This is a genomic window from Clostridium moniliforme, assembly GCF_017873235.1.
GTDB classification, from domain to species: domain Bacteria; phylum Bacillota; class Clostridia; order Clostridiales; family Clostridiaceae; genus Clostridium; species Clostridium moniliforme.
The window spans coordinates 311,851-335,946 of sequence record NZ_JAGGJZ010000002.1 but is presented as its reverse complement, the minus strand read 5'-3'; the positions used below and the strand labels follow the sequence as shown (position 1 = coordinate 335,946).

The following is a 24,096-nucleotide window of genomic DNA, read 5'->3' as shown; positions in this document are numbered from 1 at the left end:
TCCTAATCCCTTAAAAGTTTACCTTTTGTATAATTAAAAACTGGTCCATCTAAACAAATATATGTATCATCAATTTTACAATGTCCACATTTTCCAAGTCCACAACACATCTTTCTTTCTTGTGAAATCCATATATTTTCTTCTTTTATTCCAAGTTTTAAAAATTCCATAACAGTAAACTTCATCATCATAGGTGGTCCTACAACTATTATTTGAACATTTTCTTTATCTTTAATTTCAAGTTCAGGAATAAATTTAGTTACAAGTCCTGTATGTCCTTTGTATCCTTCTTCTGCTGAATCAACTGTAACTATTAAATTTATTTTTTCATCCCACTTTTTTAAATCTTCTTTAAAAAGCATATCTTTAGGGCTCTTAAATCCTGTAATTAAAGTTGTTCCCTTATTTTCAGAAGTATTTTCTGCAAAATAATCTACAACTCCTCTAACTGGTGATAAACCTGTTCCTCCAGCAACAACTACTAGTTCTTTACCTTTATAAATATCTACGTCAAAACCATTTCCATATGGTCCTCTCATAAATAATCTATCTCCAACATAATTTTTGAATATTTCATTAGTAACTTTACCAACTCTTCTTATAGTTAAGTCAACAAAGTTTTCTCCAATACCACTTACTGAAATTGGAGCTTCACCATATCTTGGAATTGAAACTTCAAAAAATTGTCCAGGTTTTACATCACCTTTAAATTCCATTCTAAATGTATATTCTATATCTGTATGTTCAATTACTTCTAATATCTTTGAAGAAAATGGTATATAATCATTATTTGTCATTTAAAGTCACCTCATCCATTGCATCTTGTAATTTATTTATACATCCTGGTACGCTTATATATTCTGGGCATATATCATCACATCTTCCACAACCAACGCACATATGATATCCAAATCTTTTCTTATAGTCATAAACTTTATGCATGATTTTAAATCTCATCTTTTGACCATTAGGTTTTCTAAATTCATGACCACCTGCCATTGTTGTATATTCTGGAACTTGACATGATGCCCAAACTCTTCTTCTCTCTCCTACGTTTTCATTATCACTGTAGTATATATCTTGCATTGTATTACAAGTACAAGTTGGACAAACAAATGTACATCTTCCACAAGCTATACATCTTTCTGAGTATTCATCCCACATTTTAGAATCTATAATATCTAAACTTAAGTTATTTGGTATATTAACTTTGACTTTATTTTCTGTAACAAAATCTGGTTTAACTTCCATTTCCATTTTTGGAGCTTCATTAAAGTATTCTTTTAATTCTTCATCTTTAATATCTAAATAAACATAACCATCTTCCATTTTTAAGTAAGCATCATAATTATCAGACTTATTGCTTCCCATACTTACACAAAAACAGTTATCAAAACCTTTTTCACATCCAATAAGAATAAACTTAACCTTTTCTCTTATTTTTTTATAATAAGGATCCTCAAAGCCATTTCTTAAATATATATCATCAATTCTTTTTACTCCATGTAAATCACAACTTCTTACAAATATTATTTGAGGCTTTTCTGAAACTTTTGGTTCTGTGTATTCATCTTCAGTAAAGAAAAATAATGTTTGAGTAATAGGAAGTATAGCTTCCTTGTATGAGTAATCTGATTTTTTATTAAATTCTATTTCCTCTAACTTTTTAACTTCCTCATATCTTACAATATCTGTTTCTGAGGATCTCCCTATACCTTTTACCAAAACTGGAGCTACTATTTTGTAGCTACTTGATATTTTTTCAAAAACACTATCCACATCTTTAGTTCTAATTTTAAATCCCATAATAAACTCCTTCCTAATGAGCTTTTTTAATTCTTGAAATCATATAATATGGGATTGCAACAAAACATACTCCCCCTACAATATTTCCTAATGTTACTATAAATAGGTTGTACAAAATTCCAACTAAAGTAACATTACCATAAGGAACAAGATATCCTATTATTAATAATGTCATATTAGCAATGCTATGTTCAAAACCAACAGCTACAAACACATATATACAAAGTGACATTAATAATATTTTTCCAGACTCTTCTTTCATTCTATAGGAACACCAAACTGCTAAACATACTAAGGTGTTACAAAGAATTCCCCTTATAAATAATTCATTAGGTAAAACATTAATTTTTGACATAGCAGTAGTTGCTATATATTCTCCTGAAGTTCCTCTCCAAAGTCCAGATGCATAATAAAGAAAAGCTGCTAAAATCGATCCAAGAAAATTTCCTAAATAACTTATAATCCACACTCTTAAAACACCTTTGATTTTAACCTCTTCCCCTAAATAGCCTGAAGCCATAACTAAATTATTTCCTGTAAAGAGCTCAGCCCCTGCAAAAATAATTAATGATAATGCAACTGAAAATGATAGTCCCATAACTACTTTAGTAAATGGTGATTGAACTTCATTTAATGTTCCACCCACTGTAAAAGCGAGCATTATTCCAAATCCCACAAAAAGACCTGCAAGTACAGCACTTATTAAATATCCCTTTTTATTATTATTTAAAAAGTTTAATTTATTTTTTGATAATGCCAATAACTTACTAAAATCTTCTCCATACATTTTAAATTCCTCCTTATTATATTCCCTTTCATTTTTTATATCTGTGATAATTATCACAAACTTTTGAAATAATTTGATAATTTATCCCTATCTATTACAATAAATTTTTTCCTTTCTCTTCTTATTAACCCTTCCTTTTCTAAAATTTTAAGTGCCCTTGAAATTGTTTCCCTTGGCATTCCAAACATATCTGAAAGATATGTTATGCTTATATTTAAATTTATTATAGTTTCAGTACCACTTTCTACACCATAATCTTTGGATAGTTTCCATAGCTTAGCTGCAAGTCTTTTATCTATTTTTAATGGAGTAGAATTTTTCATTTGTCTATATAATCTTCTTACCTTTAAAGAAAGAGAATCCATTACTCTTTTAGTTAGTTCAAAGTCTTTACTCATAATGTTAATAAAATTCTTTCTATTAAAAACAAAGATTTCTCCATCGTCAAACATTTCACAGCTTATAGATGCCTTTTTTTCATCTAAAATCACTTCGTTAAGTATGTTACCTTCACCTAAAATAAATATAATTTTTTTATGAGCTGCTTCATTTAATTTATATAAAGATGCTTTACCACTAAAAACAATATAAATGCTTTCAATTAAATCCTTATCTCTAAAGACATGATCTCCTTTTTTAAAATGTGTTTTTTCTCCTATTAAAGATAATTCCTCTAAAGTTTTATCTGATAATCCTTGAAAAGACTTACACTTTTTTAATTCATTTAAATTTATCATAGTACCCACCTTACACACATCCATTTCTTATTAATATACTATACTTTACATTATATCTTTATTTCAACTCCTTTTTACAATTTGTCGTAGGATAATTTTTTTTACAATGTAAATACTAATAATAATTAAATTTTTATGAGGAAAAAAGTATGAGACTTCCAAATCATATTGGAGTAATTCCTTACGGAAATTTTAAACTTGTATAACAAGAAAGACATTACCCTTGGTGGATAATAATGCAAAAAAATTAAATAGCAATGAATTATTCATTGCTATTTAATGTAATCTTAAAAACGGCACCTTTAATTGTATTTAAAAGTCTAATTTCTCCATTATGTTTTTCTATTCCTTTTTTTGCTATGGCAAGACCAAGCCCTGTTCCTCCATTAGTTCCTCGACTTTTATCCCCTCTAACAAATTCATCAAAAACTATTTCTTTAATTTCTTGTGGAATTCCAACACCATTATCTCCAATTATAATTTCAACAGAATTTTTAGTTTTAAATAATTCTACTTTTATATATGTTGCAGTTTTATTATATTTAAGAGAATTTTCTAATATATTACTTATTCCTCTTCTTATAAGCTTCATATCTAAATCTAAAAATATTGGCCCCTCTGGTATATCTATTATAAGCTCTAAACCTTCTTTTTCAATTTCTTCATAAAACTCTAAAACAGTAATTCTAAGTTCTTCTGTTATGTCTACCTTTGATAAGTTAATTTTTGATTTAGGATTATCAAGTTTAACAAGTTCAAAAAGTTCTTCTATTAATTCACTAACTCTCTCTGATTTTTTATATAAAGTTTTATAGTATTCTTTTCTCTTTTCTTCATCATCAATCATATCTTCATAAAGAGCCATAGAATAACTTTTTATTGTTGTCATTGGAGTTTTTATATCATGAGCTAAATCAAGCATAAGTTTATTTTTACTCTCTTCTAACCTTTTATTCTCTTCTTCACTTTTTTTAAGTTTTGTTATTAAAAAATTTAGAGTTTCTTTTACAACTTCAAATTCTTCTTCACCTTTTAAATTTAAAGTTTCATCATAATTACCATTTATAATATCTAAAAGTGTATCATCAATTTTCTTTAAAGGTCTACTTATTCTTCTTGCAGTCCATGTACTATATAAAATTACACAAAATAATGCTAATCCTATTGCTACTAAAAACACCTTACCATACTCTTTATAAAATGGTTTACCTACACTAAAAGGCATCTGAAGTAATTTCACATTAAAAATAAATTTATCCTTTGGAAGCCTTAATATATATATATATTCTTCACCATTTTTATCTTTAACACTATTTAAAAATACTTGATAATTTTTCCATTGTTTTCTACTTGCAAGATTTAAAAGTTCTTTTTCCGTATAATGTTTCTTTTTAGCAGATATATTTCCAACTCTTTTTTTTACATTACCTGAAGTATCTAAAATTTCAATTTCACCATTTAACTTTTTTAATTCATTCACATTAATTTTATTATAATCTATGTACTTACCATTTATTATATCTATAACAGGTATACTATTTTTATCTATAACCTTAGTTAAACCTATTCCTAAATATATATAAGATAATAAATAAATGCATCCAATAATTAGTACAAAACTTACATATCTTTTGAAAACAGTTACTAAGAGTTTATCTCTTTTTTTTCTTTTCCTAAATATCCACATTTTTTTCAAATTTATATCCTAGACCTCTTACTGTTTTTAAATATTTAGGATTTCTAGAATTGTCCTCTAATTTTTCTCTAAGTCTACTTATATGTACCATTATTGTATTATCTCCACCTAAAAACACCTCATTCCACACTTCTTCGAATATCTGATTCTTAGTTAATATTCTTCCTGCATTTTCCATTAAATATTTTAATATTTTATATTCTATTGATGTAAGTTCAAGCTCCTTATTTTTAAAATGTACCTTTATATTATATCTATCTAATTCAACTTCACCAATTTTGATAATTTCTTTTTCTTCTTTTTCCTCATATATTAACTTATATACTCTTCTAAATTGTGCTTTAACTCGTGCAACCACTTCTAATGGATTAAATGGTTTTGCTATATAATCATCTGCTCCTATATTTAATCCTAAAATCTTATCCTCATCACTACTTTTAGCTGAAAGCATAATTATAGGAATATTAGAACTTTTTCTAAGCTCTTTAACCACTCTTATTCCATCTATATTGGGCATCATTATATCAACTATAGCAAGATTTATTTCATTGTTTTTATAAAATTTTAAGGCTTCAACTCCATCTTTAGCTTTAAATATATTATAACCTTCTTTAGATAAGTATAGCTCTAAAACATCTAATATCTCTTTTTCATCATCACACAATAAAATATTATATTTCAAACTTATCCTCCCTTTTAATAAAATATAAAATAAATAAAGAAGTCCAATATACTATTGGACTTCTTTATTATACCATATTTTTTCCTTTTAAATGAAAGATTTAACAAATACTATTAATATTAAAGCTGGTGTAATATATCTTACTAAAAAAGTAATAATTTTAACAACTGCTTCATTTTTTAATGTTCCATCATTATTTAACTGAGAAACATATATTTTATTACTTACTACATGCCCCATAAGTATTGTTACTAAGAAACCATTAATAGGTAATAAAACTCTTGATACTGCTGCATCAAAGAAATTAAAAAATGTTAATCCAAATATTTTTACATTCGCTAATAAACCTTCTGGGCTTGCTGATAATGCAGCAAGAGATCCAAATATCATAATTACACATATTATAATTAAAATTACAACTTTTGTGTTTAATTTAAATTGCTCTGAGAATGTTGCAATTAAAACTTGCATTATAGAAATCATAGCCATTGTTGCTGCCATAGCAGTCAATAAGAAAAATACTACTGCAAGTATTGTTCCCCCAGGCATTTTTGAAAATATTAAAGGTACTGTATTAAATAATAATCCTGGTCCACTTTTAGGTGTTTGACCAAAAGAAAATACTGCTGGAAATATTGCCGTACCTGCAAGTAATGAAACAAATGTATCTGCAAGAGCAACCTTAGTTCCTGTTGCTGCTAAGTTATTATCGTCTGTAAAATAACTACTATATGTAACCATTGAACCAGTACCAACTGATAGTTTAAAGAAAGCTAATCCTAATGCTGATAAAAATACAGCAAATGTTAATTTACTAAAATCAGGTTTAAATAAAAAATTTACTCCTGCCATTGCATTTGGTAATGTTAAACTTCTTATTGCACAAACTGCAAGTAATACTATAAGTACTGGCATTAAAGTTTTTGTTAATTTTTCTATACCACTTTTAACTCCCATTGTAAGAATTATTCCACCTACAACTAATGCTAAAAGCTGCCATAAAATTGGACTTACTGGTGCTGCACTTGTATGAATAAACATTTCAGAAACTCCTTGTGCACTAATTCCATTAAAATCTCCTGTTAAAGCTTTATATACATATGAATATACCCAACCAGTAACTACTGTATAGAAGAATAACATACAGAAGGAAGCAGTAATACCTATTATTCCTATTATTCTAAACATCTTCTTATCTGTTATACTTGATACAGCTCCGTAAATATTCTTTTTAGTTCTTCTTCCTAGAGCAAATTCACTAATAAGTGTTGGAAGTCCTATTATTAAAACGCAAGCTAAATACACAATTATAAATGCAGCTCCACCATTCTCTCCAACAACATAAGGAAACATCCATATATTTCCTAACCCCACACATGAACTTAATGTTGCAAAAAATATTGCTAATCCAGATGAGAACTTCTCTCTATTTTCTTCCACGCTATCCTCTCCATCTTTCTAAATTTGTCACTTATTGATTATATACACATAGTTATTATGTTTTCAATATTTTTATATTATTATTTAATGTTTATTCATTTTTTTAGAGTTTTTATCCAATTTATTAGTAAAATAAAAAATAATATAGTTGTTTTTTACAAATATTATAATTTCATATCATTTTTTACAATTTATTCTTTTAAAGCTTTACACTAAAAAAAGGATCCTAATAATAGAATCCTTAACTTATTTTACTATCACTAAATTCTTTCTTTAATTATAAATTCTTCTACAACTTTAGCTATTCCATCATTATCATTTGTATCAGTTGTATAATTTGCAATTTTTTTAATTTCATTACAAGCATTTCCCATAGCAACTCCAAGACCTGCATATTGAATCATTGGAAAATCATTCATTTCATCTCCTGCTGCAATTATTTCTTCTTTTTTAATTCCTAAATATTCTGCTAAAAGTTTTAAACCTTCACCTTTGTTTGCTTTTTTATTAAAAAACTCTAAGAAAAATGGTGCACTCTTGGCTACACTATATTTTTCATATACTTCTTTTGGTAATTTCTTTATTCCCTCATCTAATATTTCTGGTTCATCAATCATCATTGCTTTCATTATATCTTCATTATCATCTATATTTTTAAAATCATTTATATGAACTTCCATATTATTATGATGAGCTTCATAAGCAGTATATTTACTATTTTTAGGAGTAATAAGTCCCTTCTCCTTTGAAAAAGCATGTATATTTACATTTAAATTATCTGCTATATTTTTTAAATATTTTATATCTTTTCCTTTAATGGTAGAACTACAAACAACATCTTTATTTTTAGTTTTTTGTACTAAACATCCATTATAGCTAAGTACGTAATCATCTTCTCCTAAAAGATCTAATTCTTCTAAATATTTTAATAGTCCATCTATTGGTCTACCTGAAGCTAATACAACATAAACTCCAAGTTCTTTTGCCTTTTTTAAAGCTTCTTTATTTTTTTCTGATACTTTTTTATCTGAATTTAAAAGAGTTCCATCCATATCTAATGCTATTAATTTGTACATTTAATTTCTCTCCTAACCTTATTGCTAAATTTCAAGTATTCTAATTATATCATACTTTAATTTTTTTAATAGTTTTGTAAATAAAATATACACCTAAAAAAGTAAATATAATTTCAATAGCAATTTTCCCCTGGGCTATAATTCCATAACTAATAAAAACTTCTAATAATATAGATGGAATTTTTCCAATTAATGTTGCTATTGTATACCTTAAATCATCTATTTCTCCAAGTGATGCAGCTAATGTTACAAAACCTGAAGGTATAAAGGGAATAATTCTTCCTTGAAGTATTAAAAAAGCAGCCTCATTTCCTTTACTTTTAGATATCTTTTTTAAAAGACTATGTTTTTCAGTAATATTATCAAATCCTTTTTTAAAACCCTTTCTATATAACTTAAAAGTAATCCAACCTCCAAATACTTCTCCAAAAAGAGAAATTAAAAAACCACCTATTGGACCAAAGAAAAGTATATTTCCACCAGTTACAAAAACTGAAGGTACAATTCCCAATATAGAAATAATAATACTTAAAATTATACTTATAATTATTGCAAACTCACCATAACTACTTAATAAATTTACTATATAATCTACACTAAACATTCCTTTTCCCTTTCATTTTTCTTTATTATAAAACAAATTATAATATATAACTATTAAAACTTTATTGTGATTTGTATTTTTTATTTTATATTAATATTATAATTTTTATAATAAAAAATCTTTTATAACTTCATCACTTTTGTATATATTTGTCATAAAATAATATAACAAAGATTTTGAGGTGACTTTATGGAAGCTTTAATATTAGTTTTTTCCCTTGTAATAGATTCATTTGTTGCAAGTATCTCTTACAGTGCAAATAAAATAAAAATTCCTAATATATATATAATCATAATGAATATAGTATCATGTTTAATATTAGCAACATCTTTAATTCTAGGAAATTATCTAGAAGTAATTTTACCTGCCTATTTGCCCAAATATATAAGTTTTTTCATATTTACATCTTTAGGTATATATAAATTATTTGAAGGTTTCTTAAAAAAATATATGAGTAAATTTTCCAAACTCAAAATACCTTTAACTATTAAATTATTTGATTTTAAACTTGTCTTTCAAGTATATATAGATGAAACTAAAGCAGACTTTGATAAATCAAAGAATATATCATTAAAAGAATCCATTTATTTAGCTATAGCTCTTTCTTTAGATAGTCTTGCTGTAGGGTTTGGAGCTAGCTTTATTAATATAAATTCTTTATTTATGATACTTTTTTGCTTTATTTTCGGAATACTTTCCATTAAAATTGGATCTTATTTAGGCGAAAAATTTTTACCATCAAATTCTAATAGTAATTTATCTTGGATTTCTGGAATATGCTTATTATTAATTGCATTTTTAAAACTCTAAAAATAAAAAGTTATCTTTTTGAACTAAATAAAGTTCATTAAGATAACTTTTTATTCTAAACTAATAGTTCTTCTATTTGTACTAAATATTTAAAGCAGTTTGCACAAACTATAACTGTAACTATATAACTATCATCTACTTTACCTTCTAACTTTAATCTATTAAAGGTTAAATTTTCATACTCCTTAGAAATATTACTTATTACATACTTACCATCTTTACTGTAAATATAAAAGTAATATTCTAGATACTCACTAATGCTCTTTTTCTCTTTAAAATTACTATTACATTCCTCACATGGAGTATCATAATATGCCTTTTCAAATGAAACATTCTCTCCTTCATTTAGTAATCTTAAAATTTCTTCTATTTCTATTCCTTCTAATTTATTTTCTTCATCATTAATTATTTCTATAAGATTTTCTTTATTCAAATTATATTCTTTATCTTCATATTTTAAAATATAGTTCATTAATTATCTCCTTTTCCAAAATTTAAAATAATAAATATTAACTTTATATTTTGATTATATCATAATAATAATTATTTATTATAAATTATTTACTACTAAGCTTTTATAATATATATTATATAAATCATTATAACTTATATCTTCTGGATGATTTTTTAATTTCTCTTTGTTACTCCAAATTTCTTCTGTATACTCCTTAGCTTCTTCTTCTGTAATTGATATATTATTTTCTATTAACCTATTTATTGCTTTTTTTAAATCTTTAAGTGATGAAAAACCTAATATGTTTATTATATTATTAACCTTTTTTCTATCTTTAAATAAATCTAAATACTCACAAAACAAACAACTATTTGCTAATCCATGAGGAACTCCTTTATTATAAGTAAGTGGATATCCCATTCCATGAGGAATAGAGGTACCATTATGAGCTATTATTACTCCTCCTAAGGTAGATGCCATCATAAGATTTTCTCTATCTTTTTTAGTAATATTTCCTTTTAAAAGACTATCTAAAGTTTCTCCCCATATTTTTAATCCTTCATGTGAAAGGTTATCTGTATAATCAGTTGAATTACTATTTAAATATCCTTCAACTATATGAGAAAAAGCATCCATTGCTGTATTTCTTGTTACTTCTAAGTTTAGTTTATTAGTATATTTATAATCTATAAAGGCAACTTTAGGATATATACTTTGCCCTAAATTCTTTTTTTTCTTTATAGAATGATCTGTAACAATTGCATATTGAGTAACTTCACTTCCTGTTCCTGCCGTAGTTGGTATTGCAACAACTGGAACACCTATAAGATTATTTTCATTAAAAATACTCTTTTTATCTATATTAGAATTTTTAATAAATAATGATATTACTTTAGCAGCATCTAAAGCAGAACCGCCTCCTATACCTATTACAAAATCAGCCTTCACTTTTCTTCCTAGTTTTCCACCAATTTCAATTGTTTCTAAAGATGGATTTTCCTCGATTTTATCAAAAATATAATAATCCTTATTTTCATTATCTAATGCAAACAGAACATCACTTAATGCCCCATTTAATTTAGCTGATTTTTTTCCAGTTACAATTAAGGCTGTTTGCCCTAAGTTACTTAATTTATTATAATTACTTTTTATTATATCTTCCCCAAATAATACTTCTGTAGGAACTTTTAACTTAACTTTCAAAGTGATACCTCCATATAATATTTACAAAATACTCCTATTAATATATTTTTATATTTTTGATACTATAACCAAGACTCTATATATTTTATAATAATTATTAATATGATAAAATATTCCAATTTTTATTTAATATTTTTATATTTAGAAAACTTTAAAAATTATAGAAAAAGCTATAGAAATATAAAAATTTATTTCTATAGCTTTTTTATTATTTTTTTGCTATTTCAACTCTAAGCTTTTTACCTTTTATTGTTTTTTCTTTTAATTCCTTTAAAACTTTTTTACCTTTATTATTAAGTATTTCAACAGTTGAACCTGTATCATTAACTTCAATAATACCTATATCTTCTTTTTCTATACCATCAATACTCATTATAGTTCCAACAATATCAATAACTCTTATTTTCTTTTTCTTTCCACCATTTAAATATAGTTTAGTTATATTTTTTGTAATTTTTTTAGTTTGTTTTTTAATTGTAGGTTTGCTTTTTAATAATTTTATTCTCTCTTCTTTATTAAATTCTTTGTTATCTTCTTTATAATCTTCTATTTTAAATCCAATATATTCTTCAATTCTATCTAAATATTTATCTTCATAAGGTGTCATTAATGTTATTGATTTACCCTTTGTTCCTGCTCTTCCTGTTCTTCCTATTCTGTGTACATAACTTTCCTTTTCAACTGGAATATCAATATTTATTACATGAGTAATATTATGAACATCAATTCCTCTTGCTGCAATATCAGTAGCTATAAGAATTCTAAATTTTCCTTCCTTAAATTCATTCATTTTTTTAGTTCTATCCTTTTGAAGCATATCGCCATGAATTTTATCTACTGAATATCCTTTATCTTTAAAATAATTAAAATAATTTTCTACATTCTCTTTTGTCCTACAAAACATTATTGCAGTTTCCGGCCCTTCCTTTAATAATATTTCATTAACCTTTTCAAATTTATCCTTTTGAGAAACTTTAATTAATCCATGAGTTATTCTATCTGTAATTAAACTTTCTTCTTTAACTTTAATTACTACTGGTCTGTCCATATGTTTTTTTGTTAATTCATTAATTTTCTCTGGCATAGTTGCTGAAAAAAGCATTGTAACTCTCTTTCTAGTTACTCTTCTACAAACTCCTTCAACTTGACCTATAAATCCCATATTAAACATTTCATCCGCTTCATCTATAACTAAATATTTAAAAGCTTTACCATTTAAATTTCCATTATCTAAATGATCTAATACTCTTCCTGGAGTTCCAACAACTATGTGAACTTTTCCCTTTAAGCTTCTTTCTTGATCTTTAAAAGATTCCTTTCCAACTAAAGATACAACTTTAATCCTTTTATATCTTCCAATGTTTGTGATGTCATCTTTTATTTGCATTGCAAGTTCTCTAGTTGGTGCAAGTATAAGAACCTGTGGAATATTTTCTTCCCAATCTATCTTTTCACATAAAGGAATACCAAAGGCTGCTGTTTTACCACTACCAGTTTGTGCTTTAACAATTAAATCTTTATTAAATAATGCTTCCTTAATTACAAGTTTCTGAACTTCACTTGGTTTAATATATCCTAAATCATTTAATGAGTTAATTATTTCTTTACTTAAATTATACTTTTCAAATTCGTTTTTCATATTTTTCTCCATTACTTTTTATTTTACTTATTTACTATACCATAAATTTTTATTCATAAACAAAAAAAGCAATCTTAAAAGATTACTTTTTTTAATTATTTTTATATTTTAATCTATAATTTAAGTAAATTTTTGTTTTAGATAACTATTAAAACTTACTTAATTATATAGATATCTTCTATATTAAATTGTTTGTGGACCTATCTAATATTCCAGTTAAAAATGCAAGTACAACTCCATAGTTAGTTATTGGAACTTCCTTTTCATAACATTGTTTAACTCTATTTAAAACTGTTTTTCTATTAATCATGCAAGCTCCACAATGAATTATTAAATCATATTTTTCTATATTTTCTGGGAAATCATGACCTACTCTAAAAGTAAAATTAAGTTTTCCTCCAACATACTTTTCTAAAAGCTTTGGAATTTTAACTCTTCCTATATCTTCATGAGAAACATTATGTGTACAACTTTCTGAAATTAAAATATTATCATTAGGTTTTAAATTTCTTATTTTATTAACACCTTCAATAAATTTATTTAAATCTCCCTTTTGTCTTGCAAAAAGAATTGAAAAGCTTGTAAGTTTAATATCTTTAGGTACTATTTCACTTACTCTTTTAAAGGCTTGTGAATCTGTAATTACTAAATCTATATCTTTTAAATCTTTTAAAGCACCTTCAAGTTCTGTGTCTCTTACAACATAACTTTTAATTCCATTATCTAAACAATCTCTTATAAGTTGAACTTGTGGAAGTATAAGCCTTCCTTTTGGAGCCTCTGAATCAACTGGAACTACTAATACTACCTTTCCATTATAAGGAACTAAATCTCCAATTAAAGATTTTTCATCTTCTTCTTTTTCTAAAATTTCAACTAAATTTTTCTTTAATTCTTCTATTCCTGTATTAGTAACAGTTGATGTACAAATAACATCTTCATACTTATCTTTTAAAGTTTCAACAATTTCTTTATTTGCAACTTCTGCTTTATTTGCAACAATAATAAATGGAATATTATATCTTAAAGCTTCAATTTTCCATTTATTAAATGATTCAAAATCTGGACTTGATGCATCAAGAACAAAAACTGCAACATCTGTCTTTTTTAGAACTTCCATAGTCTTTTTAATTCTAAGAGTTCCAAGTTCTGATGTGTCTTCAAGTCCTGCAGTATCTATTAAAAGAATAGGACCAACTGGAATAAGTTCCATAGCTTTTTGTACTGGATCAGTTGTTGTTCCCATAACCTCAGATACTAAAGACATTTCTTGTCCAAGTATCTTGTTCATTAATGAAGATTTACCACTATTTGTATTACCAAAAATAGCAATATGCTTTCTATTTGCATTAGGTGTATTATTCATAAATTTCATCTCCTATTATAGGAAAAGGTCTCTTTTGCCTTCCTTTAGTTTTTTAATGTTATTTAAAACTATATTTTTTGTTTTTTCATTAGAAATTTCATTTGCAACCTTTTGGGCAGTTTTTAAAGCCTTTTCCTTAAATTCTTCATCACCATAATCTAAGGCATATTCTACAAGTGTTGTTATAGCATTAGGCTCACATACATTTTGTATCTCTCCACTCTTTGCAAGAGACATAAATCTGTCACCAGTTCTTCCTTTTCTATAACAAGCTGTACAATAGCTTGGTATATATCCATCATCTAACAATTCTTTAATAATTTCAAGTGGTGTTCTTTCATCTGATGTTTCAAATTGCTTATCATCATGACCTTTTTCTTCTCTTTCCTTATAGCCACCAACTCCTGTACTTGATCCTGCTGAAACTTGTGATACTCCATATCTTAGTACTTCTCTTCTCATATCAGCACTTTCTCTTGTTGAAAGTATTATTCCTGTAAATGGAACTGCTATTCTAAGAACTGCAACTACTCTTTTAAACATTTCATCTGTTAAAAGATGTGGAAAGTTTTCCATTGTAACTCCCTTTGCCTTTCTAAGTCTTGGAACAGAAATTGTATGAAAGCCAACTCCAAACTTTTCTTCTAAATGAGCATTATGCATCATAAGTCCTAAAACTTCAAACTTAGGATCATAAAGGCCAAATAAAGCTCCAGCACCAACATCATCAATTCCAGCTTCCATAGCTCTATCAAAAGCTGTTAAATGATATTCATAACTACTTTTTAATGACTTTGGATGCATTTTATCATATGTTGGTTTATGATAAGTTTCTTGGAATAATATATAAGTTCCAATTCCTGCTTCTTTAAGCATTTTATATTCAGAAACTTTAGTTGCTGCAATATTCACATTAACTCTTCTAATTTCTCCATTTTCATTTTGAGTACTATAAATTGTTTTTAAACAATCAAGAACATATTCTATTGGTGCATTTACTGGATCTTCTCCAAGTTCTAATGCAAGTCTTTTATGTCCCATCTTTTCTAAAATTCTAACTTCCTGTGCAACTTCTTCTTGAGTTAATTTTCTTCTTTTAAATGGGTTGCATCTTTGATAACCACAGTAAACACAGTTATTTACGCAATAATCACTTACATAAAGAGGAGCAAACATTACTATTCTCTTTCCGTATATGCTTAATTTTATCTCTCCAGCTAAGTTATATATTTCTTTTTCAATATCCTTATCTTCTATTGACAAAAGAATTGCTATATCTTTATAACTTAATTTTTCTTTATTTTTTGCTTTTTTTAGTACTTCTCTTGCTTCTTCTTTAGTTGGATTTTTTGTTTCTTCTAATATTTCATTAATTAATTCATGATTTATAAACATACTTTATTTGCTCCTCCAAAAGTGTTATTAAGATTTTTTAATTATAAAAATAAATCTCTTTCTCCATTTTTTAATCTTTCAATATTTTTTAATGTTATAGCTCTAGTTTTTTCATTTTTAATTTCACTAGCTATTTTAACAGCTGTTTTTAGTGCCTTTTCTTTAAGGTCTTCATCTCCATAATCTAGTGCGAATTCTACAAGGGTAGATATGGCGTTAGGCTCACATACATTTTGTATTTCTCCACTCTTTGCAAGAGACATAAACCTATCTCCAGTTCTACCCTTTCTGTAACATGCAGTACAATAACTTGGTATATAACCATCTTCTAATAAATCTTTTATTATTTGAATTGATGAATCTGCATCAAATAATTTAAATTGCTCATCATCATTTAAATTTAATGCTCTCTTCTTATAACCACCAACAACTGTACTTGATCCTGAAGAAATTTGAGATATACCATATTTTAGTGCCTCTCTTCTTATTTCAGCAGGTTCTCTTTCAGTAATTATCATACCTGTAAATGGTACTGCTATTCTAATAACTGCAACTACTCTTTTAAACATTTCATCTGTTAAAAGATATGGGAATTCTTCCATTGTAACTCCCTTTGCTTTTCTAAGTCTTGGAACTGATATTGTATGGAATCCAACTCCATATTTTTCTTCTAAATGAGCATTATGCATCATAAGTCCTAAAACTTCAAATCTTGGATCTGCAAGTCCAAATAAAACACCAGCTCCAACATCTTCAATTCCAGCATCCATTGCTCTATCAAAAGATGTTAAGTGATATTCATAATCACCTTTTATTGAATTTGGATGTACTTTTTCATAAATTGGTTTATTGTAAGTTTCTTGGAATAATACATATGTTCCTATTCCAACATCCTTTAACTTTTTATAATTTTCTTCTGTTGTTGCTGCTATATTTACATTAACTCTTCTAATTTCACCATTATCTTGTTGAGTGTTATATATTGTTTTTAAAGAATCTACAACATATTCAATTGGTGCATTTTCTGGATCTTCTCCAAGTTCTAATGCAAGTCTCTTATGTCCCATCTTCTCTAAAAATCTAACTTCTTCTGCAATTTCATCTTGAGTTAATTTCTTTCTTTTAAAATTATTACATTTGTGATATCCACAGTATATACAATTATTTACACAATAATCACTTATGTAAAGAGGTGCAAATAAAACTATTCTCTTTCCATATATACTTTCTTTAATCTCTCCAGCAAGTTTAAAGATTTCTTTTTCAACTTCTTTATCCTTTGTAGCTAAAAGTATTGCTATGTCTTTATAACTTAAAGTTTCTCTTCTTTTTGCCTTTTCAATTACTTCTCTTGCTTCCTCTTTACTTGGATTTTTTGTTTCTTCTAAAATTCCGTTTATTAACTCGTGATCTATAAACATTTTTCTCCTCCTAGTACTTTTTTAAATTATTTTTTTCCCAGGTTACGTTATCTCCTCTTGCTACTTCAACTTCATATCCAAATCTTTTCATTCTATTTGCTATACACATTCTACATTCAGCTGCCTCATCTCCAGTACAGATTTTCCCATCATATAAAGCATATTTATCCCTTACATCTGTTGGTGATAGATTTGGCATAACAACATTTGCTCCAGCTTTTATTCCCTTTTCCCTTCCTATAGGATCTATAGTGCCAAGTGCTGTAGTTGCAGGTAATAATAAATCTGGAAGTAAAAGTCTAACTAATGAAAGCATTATAACAGTTTTTTCAAGAGTTCCTCCTTTTTCATGTCCAAGTGGAGTATCTTTTTGAGGAATAAATGGTCCTATACCACACATATGAGGTTTTAATTCTTTTACATACATTAAGTCATTTACTAAATCCTCATTTGTTTGATCTGGTAATCCTACCATAAATCCTGCACCTATTTGATATCCTATTTCCTTTAAATTATTTAAACATTCTCTCCTATTTTCAAAAGAAGCACCTGGGTGAAGTTTCTCATATAATTTTTTTGTTGCAGTTTCATGTCTTAAAAGATATCTATCTGCTCCTGCTTCAAACATTTTTTTATAAGATTCATAACTTCTTTCCCCAATAGAAAGTGTAATTGCATTTTCTGGATGTCTTCTCTTTATTTCTTTTATTATTTCAACCATTTTATCATCTGTAAAATAACTGTCTTCTCCCCCTTGAAGTACAAATGTTTTATATCCCAATTTATCTCCAAGGTCAGTACAAGAAATTATTTCATCAAAAGTTAATCTATATCTGTCAGCATTTTTATTATCTCTTCTTATTCCACAATAACAGCAATTCATTTTGCAGTAATTTGTAAATTCAATAAGCCCTCTCATATAAACTTTATTCCCATAATTTTGAGTACGAATTTCATTAGCCTTTTTAGCTAAATATTGTTCTTCCTCTTCTGTAATATTATCTAAAAGATATAACAATTCTTCTCTTTTAGCATTATGCTCCTTATAAAGCTTATCAATAATATTTATTACTTTCATAACTTTTCCTTTCACCTAAATCTCCTTTTTTGCTATTGCAGTTTTAACTGTAACTCCATTTATATTGCCAAGTTTTCCTGTTAAACTATTTATTTCATTTAATTCCCCTGTAACAGTTATACAAATAACTGAAATTCCTTCTTCAAAAGGTATTCCCATTCTTCCTCTTACACTTCCTCTGAAGTTTGAAACTATTTTATTAAATTCCTCTTGACAAATTTCTGGAGATTCAAGTATAGCACTAATTACAGCAATTTTTTTCATAAATAAACCCTCCTGAATAAATAAAAAAGCTAACTTCCTTAAAATTAAAGAAAATTAGCTAAAATTGCATTACTAATAAGGATAATACTTAAACCTATCCCTACTATATTAAATATACATTTTGAATTAACTTTCTTTCAGATTAGACATCTCTTTTCTGTTAGATTTTAATTATAGATTTAAAGGAACAAATAGAAAAAGATTCCTCTCTTAATATTTGAACATTAATTATTATAATATATTTTTATTAAAATTTATATACCTAAATTCATTAAAACACTATCTATTATTTGTTTTTTCTTTTCTGTTAAATATTCTCCATAATAATTTTTATTTTCATCTAAATTATCTATATACATTAAGAAAAAGTTATCAAATTCCCATTTATATCTATCTTCTATTTCATCTACTATCTCTCTAAACTCTTCAATAGAATTACTTTTTTTGAATTTTCTTATTTTACTCTCAAGTAATGTATTGTATTCTTTTATTTTAGAACATATTCTTCCTATAACTTTTCTCTTATTTTTTAAGAAATACTTTTCAAATTCAGTTTTTAATGTGCAAAGCTCATCTATTGTATACCCTCTTCTTCCTATATACAGAATAGCTTGTCCTTTTAAAAATACATTATTTATTATGTCTTCAATAAATTCTGAGTCATTATTGAAATTATCTAAATATTCTTTTCCACCTACTATTTCTATAGCTTTCTTTAAATGTTTAACTGATTCTTCTATTCTTTTATCTTTTAATTCAATAATCATACATATCTCCTTCTTTTATTTGCACATACTAATTATATATATTATAATTGGTAAAAAAAATATTGTCTATGTTATAATAAAACATATTATTATTTACATAATTAATTATATCCTTATATTTTTAAGGATTTTTTATGTTAATCTCATACTTATACTAAATTGATAAAAATGATTATTGCGAGGTTTATTATGAACTTACTTAATGAGATAAAAGAAAGATTAAAGCCCTTTAAAAATTTATATGATTTTATACGAATAGTAGATCCAATTAACAATAAAGTAATTAACTCAGATAACGAAAAATTAGGATTAAAATTTAAAGATTTCTCTTGTTATAAATTTTGGGGTAAGAATAAAAAATGTGAAAATTGCATTTCTTATAATGCTTACTTAGAGAATAATACATTTGTAAAATTAGAAGTATTTGATTCTAAAATATTTTTAGTTATAGCTTCTCCATTTATTTCTAATGATAAAACTTATATTGTTGAATTATTAAAAGATATATCCAAAACAAGTTTCTTTAATACTGGTGAATCAAATCAAACTATTGATAGTTTAATGAAAAGTATAGAAACATCTTTATATAAAGATGAATTAACAGGTATTTATAATAAACGCGTTATATATGAAAAATTAGAAAAGCTTATTTCTTTAAATATTTCCCCTATATCTTTAATCATGTTAGATATTGATTTATTTAAATCTATAAATGACAATTATGGTCACATTATTGGAGATAAAGTTTTAAAATTCTTTGCATCTGTTATTGATTCTTGTATTAAAAATAAAAATCATTATTTAGGCCGATTTGGCGGTGAAGAATTTATCATTGTTTTAGCAAATTCTAACATGAAAGATGGAACTATTCTAGCTGAAAAAATTAGAAAAACAGTGGAAAAATCTACTTATGATAAAGATAATTTAAATATTAAATTATCTTGCAGTTTGGGTGGCTATACTATAAAGCATAATAATAATATATCTACTGAAGATTTTATAAACTTAGCAGATAGAAACTTATATATAGCAAAAAGAAATGGTAGAAATACTACTATTTTTTCAGAGGAAACATAAATAATAATATACCCCAAAATACATATTCCTTGTTATTTAAAAAAGGACTTTTCTATTAAAGAAAAATCCTTTTATTATTATCTTTTATTTCTTTTTTCTAAATTAACTTTAAGTCTTTCAAGTCCAATAATTATAGCTCCACCAATTATAAAATAAATTATACTAAAAGAACTAATATTCATAGGTGCTTGTGGAACTTTTAAAGAAGTTGGTCCCATAACTACTGCATATAATGAACCTATCATTAATCCTATAATACAATATATTGTTTGTGATCTATAATTAGCTAAAGCATATTTTACTCCCTTTATAGTAACTGCTATTCCAGTTAACACCCCAAGACCAAATATAATAACTATTGGTAAATAATCAAAATTAAACTTTATAACTTCCTTAACTGCTCCAAGAACTGGTGCATAAAGTCCAAATATTAAAAGAATAGTTGAACCTGATATTCCAGGCAAAACCATTGCTGATATAGCAACCATTGCAGCAAAGAATATATAAACTATAATTCCAAAATTTAAGTGATCAGTTGAAACTATTACACCGTTCCCCCCTGAAGAAGCTGGATTAAAATATGTAATTCCTACAACAATGAGTATTCCTATAATTAAGAAGATTATATTTTTATATTTACCAATGATGCTATTTCTTTCCTCTTTAAATATTATTGGAATTGCAACAATAATAAATCCTATAAAAAGTGAACTTATTTCATAAATATGACTTTCAAAAACTGATGTTATAAATAACACAGATAATATAAAACCTGTTACCCAACCTATTCCAAGTTTAATTAAAAATTTTATTGCATCTATTCTTTTTTCTTTTGTTCCAACAACGATATCATTTAACGAATTTATAAATTTATCATAAAATCCTAAAATAAAGGCAATGGTTCCTCCAGAAACTCCTGGAACACTATCAGCTAATGCCATACAGAAACCTCTTATGAAATTAATAATGTACATTACATCTCTCCTTTTAAACTAAATTTATTTACTAAATTACTTTATTAGTATCAGACTATATTTTACAATTTTTTCTTATAAAAAGCTACCTTTTTATTATTCTTTATAATAATTAAGGAGATAAAATTATTATAAAATTTATCTCCTTACATTTATACTATAAATAATTTTAATATTTCTACTGTTATACCAGAAATTATTGCACTTAGTGGAACTGTTAAAATCCAAGTCCATATAATATTTTTTGCAACTCCCCATTTAACTGATTTTATATTTTTTGATGCCCCAACTCCCATTATTGTAGTTGTAATAACTTGTGTAGTACTTACAGGTGCATCAAAAAGAGTAGCTCCAAGTATTGATGTAGCTGCACCAACTTGAGCTGCAAATCCACTTACTGGTGTAAGCTTTGCCATTCCACTTCCCATAGTTTTTATTATTTTCTTTCCTCCAATTGATGTTCCAAGGGCCATTGCCATAGCACAGGCTGCTATTACCCAAATAGGTACATCAAATGTACTTATAAATCCTCCACTTAATAAAGCCAAAGTAATTATACCCATTGATTTTTGTGCATCATTTCCTCCATGATTAAGAGCCATAAATGCTGATGCTATAATTTGAAGTTTTTGAAATAATCTATTTACCATTCTAGGTTTTAATGGTCTTAATATCCAATTTAAAGCTACCATTATTATATATCCTAATACAAATCCTGTTGCAGGTCCAAGAACTAACCATATTATTACATGATTAAATACATTTCCCCATTGAACAACGCTAAAAGCTCTATTAAACGCTATTCCTCCTCCTATTAAAGAACCAATTAAAGCATGGGAGGAACTACTAGGTATTCCAAAATACCAAGTTATTATATTCCATATTATACAAGCAATTAATACTCCAATTAAAACCCATTGAGGCATATATTTATGACTTACTATATCGTCCCCAACAGTTTTAGCAACTGCTGTTCCAGTAAAAGCTCCAATAAAATTAAATACAGCACAAAGTATTATTGCAGTTTTAGGTTTTAAAGCTCTAGTTGTAATTGTTGTTGCAACTGCTGTTGCTGTATCATTAAATCCATTTATAAAATCGAATGTTAAACATAAAATTACTATTGCTATAGTAATTATAATGGCTGTACTATGCATTCTTCATTACAACTCCTTCAACTATCGCTGCAATTTTTTCACAATCATCCAATGAAATTTCTAGAAGTGAATATATTTCTTTCCATTTTATTATTTCTAATACGTCATCTCCACTTTTAAATAACTTTGTAATTGTTTCTCTATAAAGATTATCGCCTTTATGTTCTATTTCATTAATTTTTTTAATTTTTTCTATTATTCTATTATTTTTCTTTCCTATCTTTTTAAGTTCTTCCATTAAATTTACAACTTCTTCAGTTATTTGAACAATCATATTACACATTTTTACAGCTTCTTCTCTAGACTCTTTTAAATCATACATAATAAGTCTACTTCCTGCTGAATCAATTGTATCTAAAATATTGTCCATCATTTTAATTAATTCATATACATCTTCTCTATCTAAAGGTGTTATAAAAGCTCTTTCAAGTTCCACTATACTATCATGAACTATCTTATCTCCCTTATGTTCTAAATCACCAATAGCCTTAGAATTTTCTTCTTTATTTTCTAATTCAACAAATCCCTTCTTTAATAATTTACCTGCTTCATGAATATTCTTTGCTTGCTCAACAAATAATACAAAAAATTTATCTTCTTTTGGATTTAAATTGAACATTTTTTTCACTCCTTAAATTAATAGCTAACAGTATTTAAACTGTTCCTTTCTTAGTATAAGCGTTAGTTTTTTTTATTTAAATGGTTTATGTATTTTGTTTACTTATTGTTTTATTAATTAACTTAAATTTAATATTAAAGGAAATTTTTTAAAATTTAAAAAGGTTTACAAATTGTTATCAAATTAAAATAATACCTAATCTTTTATAACAAAATAAAAAGACCTAGAGAAAAATCTCTCTAGGTCCTTTTGTTTTGTTATATTTTTATGATCTTAAGCGAAATATCTATCTAATAATCCTTTGAATGCTTGACCATGTCTTGCTTCGTCTTTACACATTTCATGTACTGTATCATGAATTGCATCTAAGTTTAATTGTTTTGCTAATGTTGCTAAATCTTTCTTTCCTTGGCAAGCTCCAAATTCTGCATCTACTCTTGCTTGTAAGTTTTTCTTAGTGTCTGCTTCTAAAACTTCTCCTAATAACTCTGCAAACTTAGCTGCATGTTCTGCTTCTTCAAATGCTGCTCTCTTATATGTTTCTGCTACTTCTGGGAATCCTTCTCTGTCTGCTTGTCTTGACATTGCAAGATACATTCCTACTTCTGTACATTCCCCTACAAAGTTTGCTCTTAATCCTTCTATTACTCTTTCATCAACGCCTTTTGCTACTCCGATTCTATGCTCGTCAGCCCAAGCCATTTCTCCTTTTTGTTCTACAAATTTATCTGCTCCTACTCCACATACTGGGCACTTTTCTGGTGCAGCTTCTCCTTCATAAACATATCCACATACTTGACATACAAATTTTTTCATAATTTTCTTCCTCCTCATTATTTAAAACACACATATATATAATTTATTTTTTAATCTTTACTAAATTCAAAGGTTCTTATTTTTTATTGTTCCCTTTGACAGTTATTATTATATAATAATTATTATCCGTTGTAAAGTTATTTTATAATTTTTTTTACTTACATTAAATAATAATAATTTTAATTATATATCTATTTTTAGCTATAAAAAAATCTGCTACACTATTTT

Annotated in this window: 24 protein-coding genes; 2 read left to right on the top strand and 22 right to left on the bottom strand. The window is 26.4% G+C overall.

Annotated elements, in window-relative coordinates:
• Positions 1-2 precede the first annotated feature (2 nt).
• From asrB to J2Z53_RS04880, 9 genes are all read right to left on the bottom strand, one after another.
• Positions 3-797, bottom strand: coding sequence for an anaerobic sulfite reductase subunit AsrB (gene asrB / locus J2Z53_RS04920; protein WP_209796120.1), 795 nt, complete (start codon positions 795-797; stop codon positions 3-5).
• Entirely contained in the window at positions 787-1,806 is a 1,020-nt protein-coding gene (gene asrA / locus J2Z53_RS04915; protein WP_209796119.1) for an anaerobic sulfite reductase subunit AsrA, read from the bottom strand. Before asrA ends, asrB begins: the two co-directional genes overlap by 11 nt.
• A 13-nt stretch (positions 1,807-1,819) precedes the next feature.
• Positions 1,820-2,593 (bottom strand): formate/nitrite transporter family protein, encoded by a 774-nt coding sequence (locus J2Z53_RS04910; protein ID WP_209796118.1) that lies wholly within the window; start codon positions 2,591-2,593, stop codon positions 1,820-1,822.
• A 53-nt stretch (positions 2,594-2,646) separates the two neighbouring features.
• A complete protein-coding gene (locus J2Z53_RS04905; protein ID WP_209796117.1) occupies positions 2,647-3,330 on the bottom strand; it encodes a Crp/Fnr family transcriptional regulator in 684 nt (227 codons plus the stop codon).
• Between the two features lie 262 nt (positions 3,331-3,592).
• Positions 3,593-5,017 (bottom strand): sensor histidine kinase, encoded by a 1,425-nt coding sequence (locus J2Z53_RS04900; RefSeq protein ID WP_234925787.1) that lies wholly within the window; start codon positions 5,015-5,017, stop codon positions 3,593-3,595.
• Positions 5,004-5,708 (bottom strand): response regulator transcription factor, encoded by a 705-nt coding sequence (locus J2Z53_RS04895; protein ID WP_209796115.1) that lies wholly within the window; start codon positions 5,706-5,708, stop codon positions 5,004-5,006. The genes J2Z53_RS04900 and J2Z53_RS04895 overlap by 14 nt, the downstream gene beginning before the upstream one ends.
• An 87-nt stretch (positions 5,709-5,795) precedes the next feature.
• The gene (locus tag J2Z53_RS04890) at positions 5,796-7,148 is read right to left on the bottom strand and encodes a sodium-dependent transporter (protein WP_209796114.1); all 1,353 of its coding nucleotides are present in this window, start codon (positions 7,146-7,148) and stop codon (positions 5,796-5,798) included.
• Positions 7,149-7,408: 260 nt separating this feature from the next.
• A complete protein-coding gene (gene yidA, locus J2Z53_RS04885) occupies positions 7,409-8,224 on the bottom strand; it encodes a sugar-phosphatase (RefSeq protein ID WP_209796113.1) in 816 nt (271 codons plus the stop codon).
• Positions 8,225-8,273: 49 nt separating this feature from the next.
• Positions 8,274-8,762, bottom strand: a complete 489-nt coding sequence (locus J2Z53_RS04880) for a TVP38/TMEM64 family protein (protein ID WP_407927653.1) — start codon at positions 8,760-8,762, stop codon at positions 8,274-8,276.
• A 255-nt stretch (positions 8,763-9,017) separates the two neighbouring features.
• On the opposite strand from J2Z53_RS04880, the gene ytaF reads away from it, so the two are divergent.
• Positions 9,018-9,638, top strand: a complete 621-nt coding sequence (ytaF, locus tag J2Z53_RS04875; protein ID WP_209796111.1) for a sporulation membrane protein YtaF — start codon at positions 9,018-9,020, stop codon at positions 9,636-9,638.
• 55 nt (positions 9,639-9,693) lie between these two features.
• On the opposite strand, the gene J2Z53_RS04870 is transcribed toward ytaF, so the two are convergent.
• The 9 genes from J2Z53_RS04870 to J2Z53_RS04830 all read right to left on the bottom strand — a co-directional run bounded on the left by J2Z53_RS04870 (position 9,694) and on the right by J2Z53_RS04830 (position 19,225).
• Positions 9,694-10,110 (bottom strand): DUF3785 family protein, encoded by a 417-nt coding sequence (locus tag J2Z53_RS04870; RefSeq protein WP_209796110.1) that lies wholly within the window; start codon positions 10,108-10,110, stop codon positions 9,694-9,696.
• A gap of 78 nt (positions 10,111-10,188) precedes the next feature.
• Complete coding sequence (locus J2Z53_RS04865) at positions 10,189-11,295, bottom strand: iron-containing alcohol dehydrogenase family protein (protein ID WP_209796109.1); 1,107 nt, start codon at positions 11,293-11,295, stop codon at positions 10,189-10,191.
• A 208-nt stretch (positions 11,296-11,503) separates the two neighbouring features.
• Positions 11,504-12,934, bottom strand: coding sequence for a DEAD/DEAH box helicase (locus J2Z53_RS04860; protein ID WP_209796108.1), 1,431 nt, complete (start codon positions 12,932-12,934; stop codon positions 11,504-11,506).
• 178 nt (positions 12,935-13,112) lie between these two features.
• A complete protein-coding gene (hydF, locus tag J2Z53_RS04855) occupies positions 13,113-14,300 on the bottom strand; it encodes a [FeFe] hydrogenase H-cluster maturation GTPase HydF (protein ID WP_209796107.1) in 1,188 nt (395 codons plus the stop codon).
• A 15-nt stretch (positions 14,301-14,315) separates the two neighbouring features.
• Positions 14,316-15,695 (bottom strand): [FeFe] hydrogenase H-cluster radical SAM maturase HydG, encoded by a 1,380-nt coding sequence (hydG, locus tag J2Z53_RS04850; protein ID WP_209796106.1) that lies wholly within the window; start codon positions 15,693-15,695, stop codon positions 14,316-14,318.
• A gap of 41 nt (positions 15,696-15,736) precedes the next feature.
• Entirely contained in the window at positions 15,737-17,116 is a 1,380-nt protein-coding gene (gene hydG, locus J2Z53_RS04845) for a [FeFe] hydrogenase H-cluster radical SAM maturase HydG (RefSeq protein WP_209796105.1), read from the bottom strand.
• 10 nt (positions 17,117-17,126) lie between these two features.
• Positions 17,127-18,194: a [FeFe] hydrogenase H-cluster radical SAM maturase HydE gene (hydE, locus tag J2Z53_RS04840; protein WP_209796372.1), complete on the bottom strand. Its 1,068-nt coding sequence runs from the start codon at positions 18,192-18,194 to the stop codon at positions 17,127-17,129.
• A gap of 15 nt (positions 18,195-18,209) precedes the next feature.
• Positions 18,210-18,458, bottom strand: coding sequence for a TM1266 family iron-only hydrogenase system putative regulator (locus tag J2Z53_RS04835; protein ID WP_209796104.1), 249 nt, complete (start codon positions 18,456-18,458; stop codon positions 18,210-18,212).
• Positions 18,459-18,712: 254 nt separating this feature from the next.
• A complete protein-coding gene (locus J2Z53_RS04830; RefSeq protein WP_209796103.1) occupies positions 18,713-19,225 on the bottom strand; it encodes a hypothetical protein in 513 nt (170 codons plus the stop codon).
• 189 nt (positions 19,226-19,414) lie between these two features.
• On the opposite strand from J2Z53_RS04830, the gene J2Z53_RS04825 reads away from it, so the two are divergent.
• The gene (locus tag J2Z53_RS04825; RefSeq protein WP_209796102.1) at positions 19,415-20,302 is read left to right on the top strand and encodes a GGDEF domain-containing protein; all 888 of its coding nucleotides are present in this window, start codon (positions 19,415-19,417) and stop codon (positions 20,300-20,302) included.
• 77 nt (positions 20,303-20,379) lie between these two features.
• Here the strand turns inward: J2Z53_RS04825 and J2Z53_RS04820 are convergent, their stop codons facing one another.
• From J2Z53_RS04820 to J2Z53_RS04805, 4 genes are all read right to left on the bottom strand, one after another.
• A complete protein-coding gene (locus J2Z53_RS04820; protein ID WP_209796101.1) occupies positions 20,380-21,276 on the bottom strand; it encodes a DUF368 domain-containing protein in 897 nt (298 codons plus the stop codon).
• Positions 21,277-21,428: 152 nt separating this feature from the next.
• Positions 21,429-22,433 carry an inorganic phosphate transporter gene (locus J2Z53_RS04815; RefSeq protein ID WP_209796100.1) on the bottom strand — a complete coding sequence of 335 codons (1,005 nt, stop codon included), beginning with the start codon at positions 22,431-22,433 and terminating at the stop codon, positions 21,429-21,431.
• On the bottom strand, positions 22,426-23,052 hold the full coding sequence (locus tag J2Z53_RS04810) for a DUF47 domain-containing protein (RefSeq protein WP_209796099.1): 627 nt from the start codon (positions 23,050-23,052) through the stop codon (positions 22,426-22,428). The genes J2Z53_RS04815 and J2Z53_RS04810 overlap by 8 nt, the downstream gene beginning before the upstream one ends.
• Positions 23,053-23,325: 273 nt before the next feature.
• The gene (locus J2Z53_RS04805; RefSeq protein ID WP_209795953.1) at positions 23,326-23,868 is read right to left on the bottom strand and encodes an NADH peroxidase; all 543 of its coding nucleotides are present in this window, start codon (positions 23,866-23,868) and stop codon (positions 23,326-23,328) included.
• Positions 23,869-24,096: the final 228 nt, after the last annotated feature.